This window comes from Streptomyces alboflavus (genome assembly GCF_000716675.1).
Lineage (GTDB): Bacteria > Actinomycetota > Actinomycetes > Streptomycetales > Streptomycetaceae > Streptomyces > Streptomyces alboflavus.
The window spans coordinates 38,006-55,308 of record NZ_JNXT01000056.1 but is presented as its reverse complement, the minus strand read 5'-3'; the positions used below and the strand labels follow the sequence as shown (position 1 = coordinate 55,308).

16 protein-coding genes are annotated in these 17,303 nt (G+C 74.3%); 7 read left to right on the top strand and 9 right to left on the bottom strand.

Translation table 11 applies throughout. The features are described 5' to 3' along the window. Both OO63_RS47105 and OO63_RS32310 read right to left on the bottom strand, forming a co-directional pair. A partial coding sequence (locus tag OO63_RS47105; protein WP_428835935.1) for an SWIM zinc finger family protein occupies positions 1–1,292 on the bottom strand: 1,292 nt, incomplete at its 3' end. Further along, positions 1,289–4,507, bottom strand: coding sequence for a DEAD/DEAH box helicase (locus OO63_RS32310; RefSeq protein ID WP_078619497.1), 3,219 nt, complete (start codon positions 4,505–4,507; stop codon positions 1,289–1,291). The genes OO63_RS32310 and OO63_RS47105, both read right to left, overlap by 4 nt. 261 nt (positions 4,508–4,768) lie before the next feature. On the opposite strand from OO63_RS32310, the gene OO63_RS32305 reads away from it, so the two are divergent. The 5 genes from OO63_RS32305 (at position 4,769) to OO63_RS32285 (ending at position 9,155) form a co-directional block, all read left to right on the top strand. Beyond that, entirely contained in the window at positions 4,769–5,749 is a 981-nt protein-coding gene (locus OO63_RS32305; RefSeq protein WP_030362941.1) for a metallophosphoesterase family protein, read from the top strand. A 21-nt stretch (positions 5,750–5,770) separates the two neighbouring features. Further along, the gene (locus OO63_RS32300; RefSeq protein WP_051811389.1) at positions 5,771–7,108 is read left to right on the top strand and encodes an MFS transporter; all 1,338 of its coding nucleotides are present in this window, start codon (positions 5,771–5,773) and stop codon (positions 7,106–7,108) included. Beyond that, the gene (locus OO63_RS32295; protein WP_030362939.1) at positions 7,105–8,112 is read left to right on the top strand and encodes a TolB family protein; all 1,008 of its coding nucleotides are present in this window, start codon (positions 7,105–7,107) and stop codon (positions 8,110–8,112) included. The genes OO63_RS32300 and OO63_RS32295 overlap by 4 nt, the downstream gene beginning before the upstream one ends. 81 nt (positions 8,113–8,193) lie before the next feature. After that, complete coding sequence (locus tag OO63_RS32290; protein WP_051811388.1) at positions 8,194–8,655, top strand: RidA family protein; 462 nt, start codon at positions 8,194–8,196, stop codon at positions 8,653–8,655. Beyond that, on the top strand, positions 8,652–9,155 hold the full coding sequence (locus OO63_RS32285; RefSeq protein ID WP_030362937.1) for a GNAT family N-acetyltransferase: 504 nt from the start codon (positions 8,652–8,654) through the stop codon (positions 9,153–9,155). Before OO63_RS32290 ends, OO63_RS32285 begins: the two co-directional genes overlap by 4 nt. Here the strand turns inward: OO63_RS32285 and OO63_RS32280 are convergent. The 4 genes from OO63_RS32280 to OO63_RS32265 all read right to left on the bottom strand — a co-directional run bounded on the left by OO63_RS32280 (position 9,137) and on the right by OO63_RS32265 (position 14,231). Continuing rightward, a complete protein-coding gene (locus OO63_RS32280) occupies positions 9,137–10,225 on the bottom strand; it encodes a glycoside hydrolase family 6 protein (RefSeq protein ID WP_397622231.1) in 1,089 nt (362 codons plus the stop codon). The two genes, OO63_RS32285 and OO63_RS32280, sit on opposite strands and share 19 nt — an antisense overlap. Before the next feature lie 130 nt (positions 10,226–10,355). Further along, positions 10,356–11,303, bottom strand: coding sequence for a prolyl aminopeptidase (gene pip, locus OO63_RS32275; protein ID WP_030362935.1), 948 nt, complete (start codon positions 11,301–11,303; stop codon positions 10,356–10,358). Between the two features lie 19 nt (positions 11,304–11,322). Next, on the bottom strand, positions 11,323–12,852 hold the full coding sequence (locus OO63_RS32270; protein WP_030362934.1) for a YfcC family protein: 1,530 nt from the start codon (positions 12,850–12,852) through the stop codon (positions 11,323–11,325). Beyond that, positions 12,849–14,231: a M20/M25/M40 family metallo-hydrolase gene (locus OO63_RS32265; protein WP_030362933.1), complete on the bottom strand. Its 1,383-nt coding sequence runs from the start codon at positions 14,229–14,231 to the stop codon at positions 12,849–12,851. Before OO63_RS32265 ends, OO63_RS32270 begins: the two co-directional genes overlap by 4 nt. Before the next feature lie 144 nt (positions 14,232–14,375). Between OO63_RS32265 and OO63_RS32260 the strand changes: the two genes are divergently transcribed. Next, complete coding sequence (locus tag OO63_RS32260) at positions 14,376–14,834, top strand: RNA-binding S4 domain-containing protein (protein ID WP_051811387.1); 459 nt, start codon at positions 14,376–14,378, stop codon at positions 14,832–14,834. Between the two features lie 149 nt (positions 14,835–14,983). Here the strand turns inward: OO63_RS32260 and OO63_RS32255 are convergent, their stop codons facing one another. Further along, entirely contained in the window at positions 14,984–16,012 is a 1,029-nt protein-coding gene (locus OO63_RS32255) for an acyltransferase domain-containing protein (protein ID WP_033264669.1), read from the bottom strand. Between the two features lie 77 nt (positions 16,013–16,089). Here OO63_RS32255 and OO63_RS32250 point away from each other — a divergent pair, with 77 nt between their 5' ends. Next, positions 16,090–16,347, top strand: a complete 258-nt coding sequence (locus OO63_RS32250) for a DUF6343 family protein (protein WP_030362930.1) — start codon at positions 16,090–16,092, stop codon at positions 16,345–16,347. A gap of 53 nt (positions 16,348–16,400) precedes the next feature. Here the strand turns inward: OO63_RS32250 and OO63_RS32245 are convergent, their stop codons facing one another. After that, positions 16,401–16,802, bottom strand: a complete 402-nt coding sequence (locus OO63_RS32245) for a tetratricopeptide repeat protein (protein WP_030362929.1) — start codon at positions 16,800–16,802, stop codon at positions 16,401–16,403. 98 nt (positions 16,803–16,900) lie between these two features. Next, the gene (locus tag OO63_RS32240) at positions 16,901–17,281 is read right to left on the bottom strand and encodes a DUF3592 domain-containing protein (protein ID WP_030362928.1); all 381 of its coding nucleotides are present in this window, start codon (positions 17,279–17,281) and stop codon (positions 16,901–16,903) included. Positions 17,282–17,303: the final 22 nt, after the last annotated feature.

Sequence of the window (17,303 nt, the reverse complement as noted above, 5' to 3'; positions counted from 1 at the left end):
GTCGTGGGGTCGGTGTCGGCGGCGGTGTCGGCGGCGGCCACCGGGCGAAGGGCGTTCCCAGCCGTGGTGCCCCGGACAGCCTTCCGTGCGGCGTCCGACGGGCGGATGGCGCCACCCGCTGCGGGCGTCGAGGCAGTGGCGTCACCCTCGTCGGGCATGGAGCGAACGTCATCCCCCGCCCTGGCGTCCCGAACAGCCGCCCGCACCGCGTCCGACGGACGGACGACGTCCCCCGGCGCACCAGCCGGGCGAGCAACGCCCCCTGCCACAGCCGCTGGACGAACGCCGTCGCCCCCTCCCGGTCCCGGACGAGCCCCCTCCCCCACCCGGGCAGCCGACCGGATGGCCCTTCGCGCCGCGTCCGACGGGCGGGCGGCGTCCCCCTGGGCGGACGTCGGCGCGCGCAAGGCGTCACCCGCCCCAACCGCCGGATCGAAGGCGTCACCCGCCCCGGCCGCCGAACCGAAACCATCGCCCACCCCAGCCGCCAAGCCGTAGGCATCGCCCACCCCAACCACCGACCCGAACCCATCCCCCACCCCAGCCACCGAACCGAAGCCGTCGTCGGACGTGGCCCGGGGCTCCGGCGTCTCCCCGTCCGGCAGCGCCGAGACCTCCCCCCGGTCGACCGCCCCAGCGCGCGGCCCGGCCTCCCGGGCCGCGAAGTGCGCGTTGCGGCGGGCGAGTTCGTCCAGTACACGCGTCTCCTCGGCGCCCCGTACGAGGAGCAGGACGAAGGGGTCGGCGTCCAGGATGCGGGCCGTCTGGTAGGTGAGGGCCGCGGCGTGTTTGCAGGGGTGGCCGCGGTCGGGGCAGGTGCAGGTGGGGACGAGATCGCCGTGGCCGGGGAGGAGGGGGACGCCGGTGTGGTCGGCGGTGGTCGCGAGGGCCTGGGGCATGTCGCGGGTGAGGAGGGCCGTGAGGTGGGCGGGGTCGGCGACGGCCGCGTCGAGGAGGCGGTCCCAGTCGGTGGGGGTGAGGGTGCGCATGCGGAGTTCGGCACGGTAGGGGCGGGGGCGGCTGCCGTGGACGTACGCGCGGATGCGGCCCGGCTCGACGGTGATCGTGTCGACGTGGCCCTCGCGGGCGTACGTGCGGCCACGGGCCAGGCGGGCCGGGTCGAGGGCCGAAGCCTCCAGGGCGGCGATCCACGCGTTGCCCCACCACGTCGAGGCGAAGGGGGCGTCGGGGTCGGTGCGCGGCGGGAGGGCGGGGAAGACCCGGGAGCGGGCGCCGCCGCCGACGCCGGGGAACATCGGGGAGTGGGCGCCGTCGCCCGGAGCGGAGCTCATCGCACCCTCCGCAGCGCCACGAGCTCCGACAGCTCCGCGTCCGACAGCTCTGTGAGGGCCGCCTCGCCGCCGTCGCCGAGTACCGCGTCCGCCAGGGCCTGCTTGGCGGCGAGGAGTTCGGCGACGCGGTCCTCGACCGTGCCCTCGGTGATGAGGCGGTGGACCTGGACGGGCTGGGTCTGGCCGATGCGGTACGCGCGGTCGGTGGCCTGGTCCTCGACGGCGGGGTTCCACCAGCGGTCGTAGTGCACGACATGGCTTGCGCGGGTCAGGTTCAGACCGGTGCCCGCCGCCTTGAGGGAGAGGAGGAAGACGGGGACCTCGCCCGCCTGGAAGCGGTCCACCATCGTCTCGCGCGCGGCCACCGGCGTACCGCCGTGCAGGAGTTGGGTGGGTACGCCGCGCGCGCCGAGGTGGGACTGAAGGAGGCGGGCCATCTCCACGTACTGGGTGAAGACGAGCACCGACGCGTCCTCGGACAGGATCGTGTCGAGGAGTTCGTCGAGCAGGTCGAGCTTGCCGGAGCGGGAGCGCCCCGCGCCGGTACGGGAGGCGCCCGCACCCGTGCGCGCCGCACCGTCCTTCAGGTACTGCGCGGGGTGGTTGCAGATCTGCTTGAGGGCCATGAGCAGCTTCATGACCAGGCCGCGGCGGGCGATGCCGTCGGCGGCCTCGATGCGGGCGAGCGTCTCGCGCACCACCGCCTGGTAGAGCGCGGTCTGTTCACGGGTGAGGGGCGCCGGGTGGTCGGTCTCCGTCTTCGGGGGCAGTTCGGGGGCGATGCCCGGGTCGGACTTCTTGCGGCGCAGGAGGAAGGGGCGGACCAGGCGGGCCAGCCGGGCCACGGCCTCGTCGCTCTCGGGCGAGCCGCCGGTCTCGGCGAGGCGGGCGTGCCGGGCGCGGAACGCCTTGAGCGGGCCGAGCAGCCCGGGGGTGGTCCAGTCGAGGAGGGCCCACAGCTCGGAGAGGTTGTTCTCGACGGGCGTGCCGGTGAGGGCGACCCGCGCCGCGGCGGGGATCGTGCGCAGCGCCCGGGCCGTGGCCGCGTGCGGGTTCTTCACGTGCTGCGCCTCGTCGGCGACGACCAGGTCCCAGTCGCGGGCGGCGAGTTCGGCGGCGCTGGTGCGCATCGTGCCGTACGTGGTGAGGACGATGGCACCGTCGGGGACGCCGTCGAGGCTGCGGCCGGTGCCGTGGAAGCGGCGTACGGGGACGTGCGGCGCGAAGCGCTCGATCTCGCGCTGCCAGTTGCCGAGCAGGGAGGTGGGGCAGACGACGAGGGTCGGCTCGGGGCGCGCCCGGTGCAGGTGCAGGGCGATGAGGGTGACGGTCTTGCCGAGCCCCATGTCGTCGGCGAGGCAGCCGCCGAGGCCGAGGGCGGTCATGCGGTCGAGCCAGGCGAGGCCGCGGAGCTGGTAGTCGCGCAGGGTGGCCTTGAGCGCGGGCGGCTGCGGGACCGGGTGCGGCTCACCGGTGAGGCGTTCGCGCAGGTGGGCGAGGGCGCCGGTGGGTACGGCCGGGACGCGTACGCCGTCGACGTCGGCGGCGCCGGTGAGCGCGACCGTGAGGGCGTCGACGGGGTCGAGCAGGCCCAGGTCGCGCTTGCGGGCCTTGCGGACGAGATCGGGGTCGACGAGGACCCACTGGTCGCGCAGCCGCACGATGGGGCGGTGGGCCTCGGCGAGCGCGTCCATCTCGGCCTCGGTGAGCGGCGATCCGCCCTCCGCGCCGTCGGCGCCCTCGGCCCCGCCCCGGTCCGGGCCGAGCGCCAACTGCCAGCGGAATTCGAGGAGTTGCTCGGTCTTGAAGAAGTCGAAGTTGTCGGCGGCGGTGCCCGGCGCGGGCCGCACCACGGCCGTCGCGGTCAGCTCGCGCGACAGCTCCCGCGGCCAGTGCACGTCGACCCCGGCCGCGCCGAGCCGGGTCGCGGTGGCGCCCAGGAGGTCGTACAGCTCGGGCTCGGTGAGCGGGAGCACGTCGGGGCGCGGCCGGTCGACGAGGCGCCCGAGCGGCGCCCAGACCCGGGCGGCCCGGCGCACCGCGAGCAGCGTCTGGGCCTTGGCGCGCGGCCCGAAGTGCTCGGCGCCCTCCCAGAGCCGCGCGGCGTCGACGACGAGGGTGGGGTCGGCGAGGCTGTGCACCTGGAGCACGGCGGCAGCGGCCCCGGCGGTGACTCCGGCACGGCCCCCGGCCCCGTGAGCCGCCCCGACGCCCCCGGCCGCCCCGGCCACGCCCGCACCGACCCCGGCACCCCCGGCCGCATCGGCACCCCCGGCCACACCGGCACCCCCACCCCAGGCCGCACCGGCCCCCGCACCCTCGCCCGCCCCAGCCGCATCGACCCCGGCCCCGGCACCGTCCCCCTCCCCGTCGAACAAGTCGTGCGCCCGCAGATCCACCCGCAGCGACACCCGCACCCCCGCGTCCTGCCCGGCCGCCACCTCCGCCGCCCACTCGCGCGCCCGGGGCAGCACCTGCGGGGCGTGGGCGGCGAAGGGCGCGCCGACGGCGTACGCGGCGGCCGGGGTGCGCGGCAGGACGTCGACGACGGCGTCCACGAAGGCCCTGACCAGCGCATACGGCTCTGGCAGCAGCAGCGGTGCCCGGGTGCCGGGCAGGGGCGCGGCGTGCGCTTCCGGGGGCATGGCGGCGGCGACGGCCCGCAGGTGCGCGACGTCCTCGGCGGCGAGGGGCCCGGCCCGCCAGGCGTCCGTGTCGGCGTCGGTCAGGCCGGGCAGCAGCTTGCCCCGGGCGGCGAGGTGCAGGGCGTGCCGGGCGGCGGCACCCCAGCACGCGGCGGCGGGGTGCGCGGAGGCGGTGTGACGGCCGTGGGCGTCGGCGCGGACACGGGTGCGGGCAGGAGCGTGAGCCGCCCCGCCCTCGGCACCCCCCAGCAACACCCCCACACCCTCCCCCACCGGCGCGAACAGCGCGGGCACGACGCGCCTGCGCACCCCGGCGCCATGACGCCGTACGACGGTCAGCTCCCCCCGCCCCCACGTCCCCGCGCCTCCCGCACCAGGCACCTCGGGCGGCTCCCCGCCGTCCGGCCGCCACCACGCGAGCACACCGTCACGGGGCACCTCGGCAGGCAGAAAGACGACGGCGCAGGTACGCACAAGTGCGGCGAGGGCGGCACCCTCGTCGACCGGACCGCCGCCGACGGGCGAGGCAACCCCGACACCCCCAGCCGTCACCGCCACCACCTCACCCATGACTCACGCACCACTCAGCTCCCACCGCCACCCTAAGGCGACCCCGCACCCCGCCCCGGCGCCGAGTCCGCCCACACGCCCGGCGCGGCCCCGACCCGGCCTCCACGCGACCTCCGCACCGCCGGTAGGAAACTTTCCTAACAATTATTGGTCAGCAATCTTGACGCGCACATGCCCCCTCGCCACCATTCCTGGGACAGCAACACCAGACGGATCTCCCGCACCCCCACGCGCCACCCCCCACGCGATCAGGAGACGGACATGCCGCTCACCCCCCGAGCCACCACCACCCCCAGCTCCGACCCCACCCCCAACCCCAACTCCCGTACGCCCAAGGCCCGTTGGATCGTCCCGGCCGCCGCGGCCACCGCCCTCGCCGTGGTCGGCGGCGTGCTCCTGTGGTCGCCGGCCGACGAGGCCGACGCCGCCGCGACCCCGCGGGCCGCCTTCTCGGCCGTGGCCGTGGGCGACATCGCCGAGCAGTGCACCAAGAGCGACAGCGACTGCGCGCACCCGAAGACGGCCGCGCTCGTCAAGCAGCTCAACCCGCAGTTCGTGATGACGATGGGCGACAACCAGTACGACGACGCGCGCCTGAAGGACTTCCAGAAGTACTACGCGACCACCTGGGGCGCCTTCAAGGACAAGACCAAGCCCGTGCCGGGCAACCACGAGACATACGACCCGGCGGGCCCGCTCAAGGGCTACAAGTCCTACTTCGGCTCGGTCGCCTACCCCGACGGCAAGAGCTACTACAGCTACGACCAGGGCAACTGGCACTTCATCGCCCTGGACTCCAACAGCTTCGACAGCAGCTCGCAGATCAACTGGCTGAAGAAGGACCTGGCCGCGAACTCCAAGAAGTGCGTGGCCGCGTACTGGCACCACCCGCTGTTCTCCTCCGGCGAGCACGGCAACAACCCGGTCGGCAAGCCGGTCTGGAAGCTGCTCGACGAGGCGAAGGCGGAGCTGGTCCTCGGGGGCCACGACCACCACTACGAGCGGTTCGCGCCGCAGAAGGCGAACGGCTCCGCCGACTCGGGCGGCATCGTGGAGATCCTCGCCGGTACGGGCGGAGCGAACCCGTACAAGATCGAGGAGGTCCAGCCCAACAGCCAGAAGCGGATCACCGACACCTACGGCGTCGTGAAACTCGACTTCACCGACACGGGCTTCTCCTGGAAGCTGATCGGCACCGACGGGTCGACAAAGGACACCAGCCCGTCCTACAGCTGCCGCTGACCCGGCCGGGGTGTCGCGCACATGTATCTGGCCACCACGGACGCGGTCGCCACGGCCAAGGACAAGAAGAAGGGCGAGGGCGACAACGCCACGAAGGGCAGGGGGCGCCAGGGGCGCGGGCGCGTCACCGGACCCGTCCTCGCGCTCGGCGCCGTCAGCCTCGTCACCGACATCTCCTCGGAGATGGTCGCGGCGATCCTCCCGCTGTACTTCGTCCTCGGCCTCGGCCTGTCACCGCTGGCGTTCGGTTTCCTCGACGGTCTCTACAACGGCGCCACGGCGTTCGTACGGCTCCTCGGCGGGTACGCGGCCGACCGCGGCGGGCGGCACAAGCTCGTCGCGGGCTCCGGCTATCTGCTGTCCGCGCTGTCCCGGCTCGGGCTGCTGCTCGCGGGCGGCGCCACGGCCGGGATCGGGGCGGCGATCGCCGCGGACCGCCTCGGCAAGGGCGTGCGGACGGCGCCACGGGACGCGCTGATCTCGCTGAGCAGCCCGCCGGACGGGCTCGGCCGGGCGTTCGGCGTGCACCGGGCGATGGACACGACGGGGGCGCTGCTCGGCCCGCTCGCGGCGTTCGCGCTGCTGTGGGTGACGGCGGACGCGTACGACGCGGTGTTCGTCGTCAGCTTCTGCTTCGGGCTCTTCGGGGTGCTGCTCCTGGTGGCGTTCGTGCCGGGCCGGGGGGCGCTGCCCGCCGCGCCCGCCGCGGCACGGGCGTCCCGCCCCCGCAAGGCGCTCACGCTCCTGCGCGTCCCCGCCTTCCGCCGCGTCTGCGCGGCCGCCGCGCTGCTCGGCGCGGCGACCGTCGGGGACGCCTTCCTCTATCTGCTGCTGCAGCGGCGCCTGGACTTCGCGGAGAGCTGGTTCCCGCTGCTTCCGCTCGGTACGGCGGCGGTGTATCTGCTGCTCGCCGTGCCGGTGGGACGGCTCGCCGACCGCGTCGGGCGGCGCGGCCCGTTCCTCGCGGGGCACGGCGCGCTGCTCGCCGCGTACGTGCTGCTGCTCCTGCCCACCGGCGGCCGGACGCTGCTCGTCGGGGTGCTGCTCGCGCTCGGCGTGTTCTACGCGGCGACCGACGGCGTCCTGATGGCCCTGGCCACGCCGTGCCTGCCGGAGGGACGGCGGGCGAGCGGCATGGCGGTGCTCCAGACGGGCCAGGCGCTCAGCCGGCTGCTCGCGGCTGCAGGGTTCGGCGCGGCCTGGACCCTGTGGGGCATCGGCGCGGCCCTGACGTGCGCGGCGCTCGCGCTGACGGTGGCGCTCGCGGGCGGGGCGGCGCTGCTGCGGTCGACGGAGGTCACGTCGGAGAAAGCACCGCCCCTCGAAGAGCCGCACGCACCACCGGAAGGCACCCCATGACCCTCACCCCGCCCGAGGCGTCCACCCGTCTGCGCGTCGTCTCCGTCGTGGCGGCCGCCGCCCTGCTCGCCGCCGTGGCCGTCACGTACACCGTGCGCGCCGTCCACCGGGCCGAACCGATCGCCTCCAGCTCGGAGTTCGCCCTCGACCCCGGCCACCTCTACTTCCGCTCGACGCAGGCGGGAGCGGGCCGCGTCGCCCGCCTCCCCGCGTCCGGCACCGGCCCGCGCACGCCCAATGGCCCTTCGTGCGAACGCTTCTACGCCGCCGGGGGCACCGCCCTGTGCCTGCTGCGCCGCCCCGGCATCCCGCCGAAGTCGTACGCCGTGGTCCTCGACGAGCGGCTGCGCGAGAAGCGGCGCGTGGCGCTCACCGGCATCCCGAACCGGGCGCGGGTCTCGGCGTCCGGCCGGATGCTGTCGTGGACGATGTTCACCACCGGCGACTCGTACGCGGGCGGCAGCTCGTCCTTCTCCACCCGCACCTCGATCCTGGACACCCGCACCGGCTACCTGGTCAAGAACATGGAGGAGATCCCACTCACCCTCGAAGGACGCCGCTACCACTCCCCCGACGTCAACTACTGGGGCGTCACCTTCGCCCGCGACGACAACCGCTTCTACGCCACCGTCTCGACGAAGGGCAAGACGTACCTGGTCCAGGGCGACATGCGGAAGTGGACGGCCCGCGCCCTGCGCGAGAACGTGGAGTGCCCGTCCCTCTCCCCCGACAACACCCGCATCGCCTTCAAGAAGCGGGTCCGCGGCGGCACCAAGAACCCCTGGCGCCTGTACGTCCTCGACCTGCGCACCCTGCGCGAGCACCCCCTCGCCGAACGCCACAGCGTCGACGACCAGGCGGCGTGGCTGGACGACGACACGCTGGCGTACGCGCTGCCGGGCCGCGAGGGCCGCAAGCAGGACATCTGGACGGTACGGGCGGACGGCACAGGCACCCCGAAACTCCGGGTGCCGGGGGCCAGTTCACCGGCGCAGGTGCGCTGAGTCCGGCACGGTCACCGTCCCCGGGGCGGGCGCCCGGAAATCCGGATGCGCCCACCCCGCCCGACACCGCACGATGCCCCCATGACCTCCGACTCCACCCCCGCCGCTCCCACCGGCCCCGCCGCCCCCGTCCAGCGAACCGTCGTCCCCAGCCTCTTCCCGCCCCCCGGATACGCCCACGCGGCCGTGGTGGAAGCCGGTACGCGCCTGGCGTTCATGGCCGGTTCCGTCCCCCTGGACCCCGACGGCAACCTCATCGGCGAGGACGACCCGGTCGGCCAGGCGCACCAGGTCATCGCCAATCTCGACGAGGCCCTGCGCGCCGTCGGCAGCGACCTGTCGCAGGTGGTGGCGAGCACGGTGTACGTCGTCGGGGACGAGCCCGAGGCGCTGTCGCGGGTGTGGGACGTGGTCCGCGCCTCCGAGCTGCTCAGCGACCGCCCGCACACCTCGACGCTCCTCGGCGTGACCGTCCTCGGCTATCCGGGCCAGCTGGTGGAGATCACCGTCACGGCCGTCGTGCCCGCCGGGCCGGACGCGTGAGCCACCCCGCCGCCGTCACCCTGCGCCCCGCCACCGAGGCGGACGCGCGGGCCGTGGCCGACGTGTACCTGCGCTCGTACGACGCCGCGCTGCCGACGGTGCGCCGCGCCCACTCCGACAACGAGGTCCGGGACTTCTTCCGGTACGTGGTGGTGGGCCGGGGCGGCACCTGGGTGGCGGAGGCGGCGGGCGAGGTCGTGGGCATGATGGTCCTTCAGGCCCCCGAACCGGGCCCGGCCCCCGCACCGGAACGAGGTCCCGCACCGACGGACCTGAGCCAGCTGTACCTGGCGCCCGAGTGGCGCGGCCGGGGCATCGGCGACCGCTTCGTCGCCCTGGCCAAGGAGCAGGCCCCCACCGGACTCTGCCTCCACACCTTCCAGGTCAACGAGCCCGCGCACCGCTTCTACGAACGCCACGGCTTCACGGCGGACGCCTGGACGGACGGCGCGGACAACGAGGAGCGGGAGCCGGACGTCCGCTACGTCTGGCGCCCCTGAGCACCGGGCACGTCCCGCACACCGGAGTCCCCGGGAGGCGCGAGAGTCACCGGGTGCGCGCCGCGCGCCCGCACGGCCAGCCCGAGGGCGTACTCCGGCCACCATGTCCCGGCGGCGGGACCGCCCCGGCAGGTGCCGTCCGACTCGCCCGGACGTTTGATCCACAGGTAGGCGTCGACGGCGGGGTCGCCGGTGCGGGTGGTGGGCGGGGTGCCGAGGGCGCGTCCCGGCGGATTGCACCACGCCTTGTCGTCCCCTGTGTAGGGCCCGTTGCCGTTGCGGCTGGTGTCGATGACGAAGTGCTTGCCGCCGCCGAGGGCGCGGGCGAGGCGATGGCCGTAGGCCGTGCTCTCCTCGGTGGTGCGGTAGTTGGAGACGTTCAGCGCGAAGCCGTCGGCCTGGTCGACACCGGCCTGGCGCAGCGGTTCGACAAGGCGGCTCTCCTGGGGGATCCAGCTCGCGTTGCCCGCGTCGAGATAGACCTTGGCGCCGGGCTGCTGCCCCAGCCTGGCGACGGCGTGGGCGAGCAGCGCGTACCGCTCGGTGGCGTCGGCGCCCTCGCACCCGGCGACCTCCTGGGCGACGGCGTCCGGTTCGACGACGACGTACGCGGCGTGCGTGCCGATGCCGTCGGCGAAGGCGTCGATCCACGCGCGGTAGTGCGCGGCGTCGCGGGCGCCCCCCGCCGAGTAGTCCCCGCAGTCGCGGTGCGGCACGAAGTAGGCGACGAGCACGGCGGTACGCCCGGCGGCGGTGGCCTTCTCGACGTACCCCCGCACCACGTCCCGGGTGCCGCCCGTGCCGTCCGCGTTCGCGGCGGTGTCCTCGTACAGCCACTCGGCCTGGGCCCGCCCGGCGATGCGGCCCATGAACCAGGCGTCGGCGATCCGCCCCCGCTGCCGCCACTCGACCACCTGCCGCGCGGCCGCGGTGTCCGGGTTCACCCAGAACTCCACGTCCCCCGGCACCCCGCGGGCGTCCGCGCCGGCCGCCGCCCCCACCCCGCCGAAGACGGCGAGCGCGACCAGAGCGGCGCCACCGACAAGCCCCCGCGACAGACGTCCGCGCACCACAGGCCGCTCCACTCGCCAGGCGCCGGCGATCCCCGACGCGTTGCGCAGAACGTGCCCACCGGAACGCCCGAACCGCCGCCCGCCCCCGGAAGATCACCCCGACGGCGGGCACACACGGGGGGAGCCCTTACCGGAACCCGTCCGTGGCCCGCACCAACGCCGCGGCGATCCCCTCCGCCCTCGCGTCGTGCCCCACGTCCCCCACCACGACCAACTCCCCGTCCCTCCAGCCCCGCTGCAGGCGCCACGGCACCCCCAGCAGATTCCCGAAGTCGAGGGCGCCCTGGACCACCACCCCGGGGATCCCCCGCAGGGCGCCCGCGTCCCGCAGCACCACCCCGTCCTCGCCCAGCCGGTGTCCGTTGGCGAAGTAGTGGGTGACGGTCCGGGCGAACCCGGCCCGGAACACCGGGTCCTCGTACCGGGCGACGGAGCGCGGCGCGGCCATGGCGAAGGCGGTCTCCCAGTCGGTCCAGGCCCGCGCGGCCCGGGCCCGCACCTCCGCGTCCCCCGAGGACAGCAGCCGCAGGTAGGCCCCGGCGAGGTCGCCGTCCCGCTCCGCCTCGGGCACCCCGTCCCGGAAGGCGGCCCACGCCTCGGGGAACACCCGCCCGAGCCCCCGGGTGAGCAGGTCGACCTCGGCCTGGCTCCCGGTGGCGAGCCCGGTGAGGACGAGCTCGGACACCCGGTCGGGGTAGGTCTGGGCGTAGCGGAGGCCGAGCGCCGACCCCCAGGAGACGCCCCAGACGAGCCACCGCTCGACGCGCAGGTGCCGCCGCAGGAGTTCGAGGTCGGCGAGCAGGTGCTTGGTGGTGTTGACGGACATGTCGGTGGCGGGGTCGCTCGCGTGCGGCGTGGAGCGCCCGCTGCCGCGCTGGTCGAGCAGCACGATGCGGTAGGCGTCAGGGTCGAAGTAGCGCCGGAATCCGGGGGTGCAGCCGGACCCGGGCCCGCCGTGCAGCATCACGGCGGGCTTGCCGAGCGGATTGCCGCAGACCTCCCAGTACACGCGGTTGCCGTCACCGACGTCGAGCATGCCGTGGTCGTACGGCTCGATCTCCGGGTAAAGACTCATCCCGGCACGGTAACCGCCCTCAGGTCACCGCCGCGCCCACGGCCACGAAGCCACAGATGAGGACGAACAGGATGGCGAGCAACGGCCATACGAACCGCAGGTACTTGTCGTAGCCGACCTTGGCGAGGGCGACCCCGCCGATGGTGACGGCGGTCGTCGGCACCCACAGGTTCATCCAGCCGCTGGCCGCGGCCCAGGCGGTGACGACGACGGACCGGGAGACGCCGGCGAAGTCGGCGAGGGGCGCGAGGATGGGCATGGCGAGGGTGGCGTGCCCGGACGTGGAGGGGATGAGGAAGGCCAGCGGCAGGTTGACGAGGAAGACGATGACGGCGAAGAGCGCCGACGACGTGCCCTTCACGACGCCCTCGATCGAGTGCAGCACGGTGTCGGTGATCCGTGAGTTGTTCATGATGACCGTGACGCCGCGCGCGAGCACGATGACGAGCGCGGGCGAGATGAAGTCCGCCGCGCCCTGGATGACCGTGGAGCTGAGCTTCTGCTCGCCCATCCGCGCGACGAGGCCCACGAGGACCGCCGCACACAGGAACAGGGCGGCCAACTGCGGGAAGGACCAGCCGAGTTCGAAGCCGTAAGGATCGGCGTCCGCGTCGCCCGTCAGGGCGCTGGACCACGGCACCACCGAGAAGATCATGAACGCGAAGACCAGGGCGACCACGACCAGGATGGCCTTGTGCAGCCCGGTCAGCTCGGGCACCTCCCCCGACTGCTCGGCGGCGGCGCCGTCCCGGTCGCCCGGCAGGAACCCGCTCAGGGACCGCTCGGGGTCCTTCTGTACGCGCCGGGCGTACCGGATGACGTACGCGACCGTGACGGCCGTGAGCACCAGCCACATCGCGAACCGCAGGACGATGCCGTCGCCGAGCGAGATGTCCGCCGCGGACGAGGCGACGCCGGTGGCGAAGGGGTTGACGGTCGAGCAGAGCACGCCGATGCCCGCGCCCAGGATGATGGCGCCGACGGCGGTCATCCGGTCGTAGCCGAGGGCGAGCATCAGCGGCACGATCAGGCCGTAGAAGCCCAGGGTCTCCTCGGCGAAGCCTTCCACGGTGCCGAGGACGGAGAAGACCACCATGACGCCCGCGATGAGCAGGGCGCCGCGTTCGCGCAGCCGGTGGGCGAGCCGTCCGATGCCCCGGTCGAGGGCGCCGGTGGCGAAGACGACGGTGATGAACGCGCCGATGGCGAGGACGAAGAGGAAGACGCCCGCGCTGCCGTACAGCTCACCGGTCAGGTCCGGGCCGACCTGGCCCGACTCGGTGTCCTGCACGCCGTACAGGCCGTTGACGGGGGCGAGGAAGAGGTCGTTCAGGCGGTCGACGAAGGACTGGTCGTCGGGGACGCGGTGGTAACTGCCCTGGACGGGCGCGCCCTTGTCGTTGCGGTCGTAGGCACCCGGCGGCACCAGGAAGGCGAGCAGCCACACGGCGACGGTGACGATCGCGAGCACGGTGAGGGCGCTGGGGAAGGTGAACCTGCTCCTGGGCGCGGGCTCCTCGGTGCCCGGCTCGGTCGTGGTGGTGCTCACGCGCGGCTCCCGTCGCCGCCGCGGGCGGCGGCCGCGTACTCCCGTACGAACGCGCCCATCGCGACCACCGTGTCGCGCAGCTCCGAGAGCAGCACGCGCTCGTTGGGGGCGTGCAGGTTGCACATGCTGTCCTGCGCGCCGAAGAGCAGCACCTCGGCACCGGGTGCCGCCTGCGCGAGCCCGTTGACGAGGGGGATGGACCCGCCGGTCGCCACGTACGCGGCCTCCTTGCCCCAGGCCTCCTTCAGGGCGGTGAGCGCGGCGCGGTAGGCGGGGCCGCCGGTCTCGGCCTCGTAGCCGGGCCCGGTGTCGCCGGGGGTGACGGTCAGCGGGACGCCGAAGGGGCGCAGCGAGCGCAGATGGTCGACGAGCCGCCCGCGTGCCTCGACCGGGTCCTGCCGGGGATGGAAGCGCAGGTTCAGCTTGGCGCGGGCGTACGGCACGACCGCGGACGCCGCGTGCTCGACGCCCGGCGCGTCCAGGCCGATCACGGTGATCGCGGGCCCGCTCCACAGCCGCTCGCCGAGCCCGCCGCTGCCGATGAGCGGCATCCCCTCGCGCACCCCGGCGAGCGACCGGAACTCCTCTTCCGTGTACGAGGTCCCGGCCCACTCCTCGCGCCGCAGCCCCTCGACGGCGACGTCCCCGTGCACGTCGTGCAGCGTGGCGAGCGCCTTGAGCAGCACGAGCAGCGCGTCGGGGGCGGCGCCGCCGAACTCGCCGCTGTGCCGCGGCTCGTCCAGGGTGCGCACCTCGACGACGACCTCGGCGGCGCCGCGCAGGCCGGTGGTGAGGGTGGGGGTGCCGGGGCGGAGGTTGCCGAGGTCGGCGATGACCATGGCGTCGCAGGCGAAGCGGTCGGGGTCGGTGGGCGGATAGCCGTCGAAGGCGCTGCCGTACTCCTCCTGGCCCTCGATGACGATCTTGACGCCGACGGGCGGGCGTCCGCCGTAGGCCCGCAGCATCCCGATGTGCGCGATGACGTTGGACTTGTCGTCGGCGATGCCGCGCGCCCGCAGCCCGTCGCCGTGCTCGCCTCCGTCGATGGGCGTGGGCTCGAAGGGCGGCGACCGCCACAGCTTCTCGTCGCCGGGCGGCTGGACGTCGTAGTGCCCGTAGAGCAGCACGGTCGGGGCGCCGGGATCCGGTGGCGGGATCTCGCCGTAGACGACCGGCGCGGTGTCCGGCAGGTCCAGGCGCTCGACGTGCGGCACACCGGCGTCGCGCAGCAGCTCCGCGACCAGGTCGTGCGCTTCCTGGACCGGTCCGTCCGGGAACCCTGGGAAGGCGATGGAAGGGATCTCGGCGAGCCGGACGAGGTCGGCGCGCAGGCCGTCCATCAGTCCGTCGACCGTACCGGCGAGCTCTTCGGGCGTCATGGGAGCACCTCTGCGATCTGAGGGGCGAACGAATAAGTGATTTGCCGTGAATAGCCCGAATTATCGAGTGCGGCGGCTCGCGGATTCCGGACGGCTCGCCGATCAGCCGGGCCGCCCGCACCGATGCCGCACTAAGGTCGACACATGGCTTCGGAGACTTCACCGGGCACGGGCGGCGGCACCGTGCGCGTCGACAGCTGGATCTGGTCCGTACGACTGGTCAAGACCCGCTCGGCGGGCGGGGCGGCCTGCAAGGGCGGCCATGTGCGGGTCAACGGCGAACGCGTGAAGCCCGCGCACGGCGTGAAGGAGGGCGACGAGGTCCGCCTACGCCAGGCGGGCGGCCGCGAGCGCGTCGTGATCGTCAAGCGCCTCATCCGCAAGCGGGTCGGCGCCCCCGTGGCCGTCGAGTGCTACGTGGACAACAGCCCGCCCCCGCCCCCGCGCGAGGCCGTGGCCCCCGCGGGCATCCGCGACCGCGGCACGGGCCGCCCCACCAAACGCGACCGCCGCGACATGGACCGCCTACGGGCACTCAACTCCCGCACGGGCCCCACGCTTTCGACACCGCCGACGCGCGGGGACGAGCCTGAAACCCCTTAGCCCACCCCGGGACTCTCAGCCCGACGTCGGCGTAATTTCAGCCCGTCCGGCGTTTGAGGACGAGGCCGCAGGCCGATCGGCGGCGGCCCGTCCCACCCGAAGGGGACATCGGCGAGAGCGCTGGGGTCCAGGGGGCGCAGCGCCCCTGGTTACGGGAAGGGGCGGGATTGGGGACGCTCCAGCGGAAACCAGCCATGGCCTTCGTACCAATGCCCCCCACCCCGAAGATGATCCCCCACGGCCCGCTCCACCCGCGTACGCCGGGGCAACGTCGCCACCTCCAGATCCCGGTCCCCGAACACGAACCCCACCGGCAACCGATCATCCGGCTCCTGCCCCGCATACGTCCCGGCGAGCCGAAACCGCTCCTGGAACCGCACGATGTTGGCCGCCCCCGGCAGATACCGCTTCAACTGCGGATCGAGCAGCCACGAGTGACAGACGACCACGTCGTGCCGCTCCCCGGGAAAGTGCCGGGGAAAGAACTCCCGGGCCCACTCCACGGACCGCTCGCACGCGGCGTCGGACATCGGCCCGAGGAAGTCGGGGATGTGCACGCTCAGGCACGGATCCCCGGCGCGGGCCCCGATCCCCGACGCGGCGACGTCGGCCGCCATCCGCTCCCCGAGCACCGCACGCTGGAACTGCAACCGCCCCAACTGGTAGAGCTCACCGCGGAAGTGCAGCGCGTGCCAGCCGGGCACCGGCACGCCCCGGGTGCCGTGGCGCCGACGGTGGACGGCCATGTGCCGCCCCAGGTCGGCGAGGGTGCGCCGGGACACGTCGTCGGGGATGCCGTGGCGCCGGTGGTAGGCGCGCACGTCGGGCAGCGCGGCGACGAAGACGAAGACGTGGAAGCAGCTGCCGAGATCACCGAGGCTGGCGGGCAGGACAGGCAGCCGCACCTCGGTCTCGGGCCGGCCGAGGTCCCGCAGCAGCGCGCCGACGCACCGGGCGAGGAGCCACCGCGCGTCCGGGTCGCCGAGGATCCGCGCCCGCAGGCCGAGCAGCGCGTTGATGTCCTCGTGCGGCACGGCGAGGTCGAGGAGGACGTCGGGCAGGTCGTCGGTCTCCGGCAGGACGACGTCGGCGACCGGCGCGCCCGGGTCGTCGAGCCCTTTCAGCCACGCGGCGAGCTGCTCGTCGTGCTCGGCCGCGGCCCGCAGTGCGTCCAGCACGGCTCCACCTGCCCCTCGGTCGGCCCTTCCGTTCACCCCGTACCGGGTGGACCCTGGAAGGAGGAGATGACGTTTCCATGCGCACAGGCAGTGAACCCGTGACGGCACGCAGTCCGCTGCGCATGCGCTTCTGGTTCAGCGTATGGGGGCTGGCGTGGGCGGCCGCGGGCACGGTGGCGTTCGCGCTCGCCGGGCGCACCGCGTGGGCGGTGGCGTGCGGGGTGCTGTGCCTGGTGGTGGTCGTCGACATGACGCTGGTCGTACGGCACATCCGCCAGGGCGCACACTTCCAGCCGGGCCGGGACGTACCGCCGTACGACCCGCCTCGAACCTGACCCCGCGGCGCGCGCGGCCCCACCGCCCGGCGCCCCCGGGCAGCCCCGACGCCCTAGCTGCCGCCCGCCTCCGCGGGCCCGGCCTCGCCGGTGGCCTCGTCGAACCGCGCCGCCGCCAGGTACTCCGGCTGCGGGTCGAGCGCGGCGGCGAGGCGGAAGTGGCGGCGGGCCTGGTCGGGTCTGGCGGCACGCTCGTAGGTGCGGGCGAGGGCGAAGTGCGCGAACGCGTTGTCCGGCTCGCGCTCCAGGACGATGCTGAACTCCAGCTCGGCGGCGCGCAGTTGCGCGGAGGCGAAGAAGGCGCGGGCGCGCAGGAGCCGCGCCGCGGTGTTCTCCGGATGCGCGGCGATGACGGAGTCGAGCAGCTTCACCGCACCCCGCGGATCCCGGGCGGCGAGCAGTTGCTCGGCCGCGCGGAAGTCGATGACATGGCTCTCCGGGCTGCTTTCGGGCACGCCGGACTCCTTCCCTCACTCCTCAGCGTCAACACACCACCCGATCCGGCATATTCCGTGGCCGGAAGGGACCCGCACCCCCGGCCGCGCCCCCGGGGTCAGCCCGCCATCCCCAGCGCGAGCCCCACGACCACCAGGCTCGCGCCCGCCGCCACGAAGGCCCGGTCGAGGCCGCGCCGTTCCCGGCCGATGAGTACGACCTCGCGCGGGTCGTCGGCGTCGTAGGCGATGCGCACGCGCTCCCCGGCGCGCAGGGGCCGCCGCCGGTTCGGGGGCACCGGTGAGACGACTTCGAGGACGCGCCCGTCGGCGGTCTCGAACTGCAGGGTCGGCCGGTCGGCGCCTTGCAGCACGGCCTTGACCAGGGCGTCCGTGATCTCGCCCGCCTCGGTGAGGTGCCGGGTGCGGTGCAGCCCGTACGCGCCCGCGAGGAGCGCGACGAGCCCGCCCAGGGAGGTGAACGCCGCCAGTACGACCACAAAGCCCGCCCTTCTCGCCGCT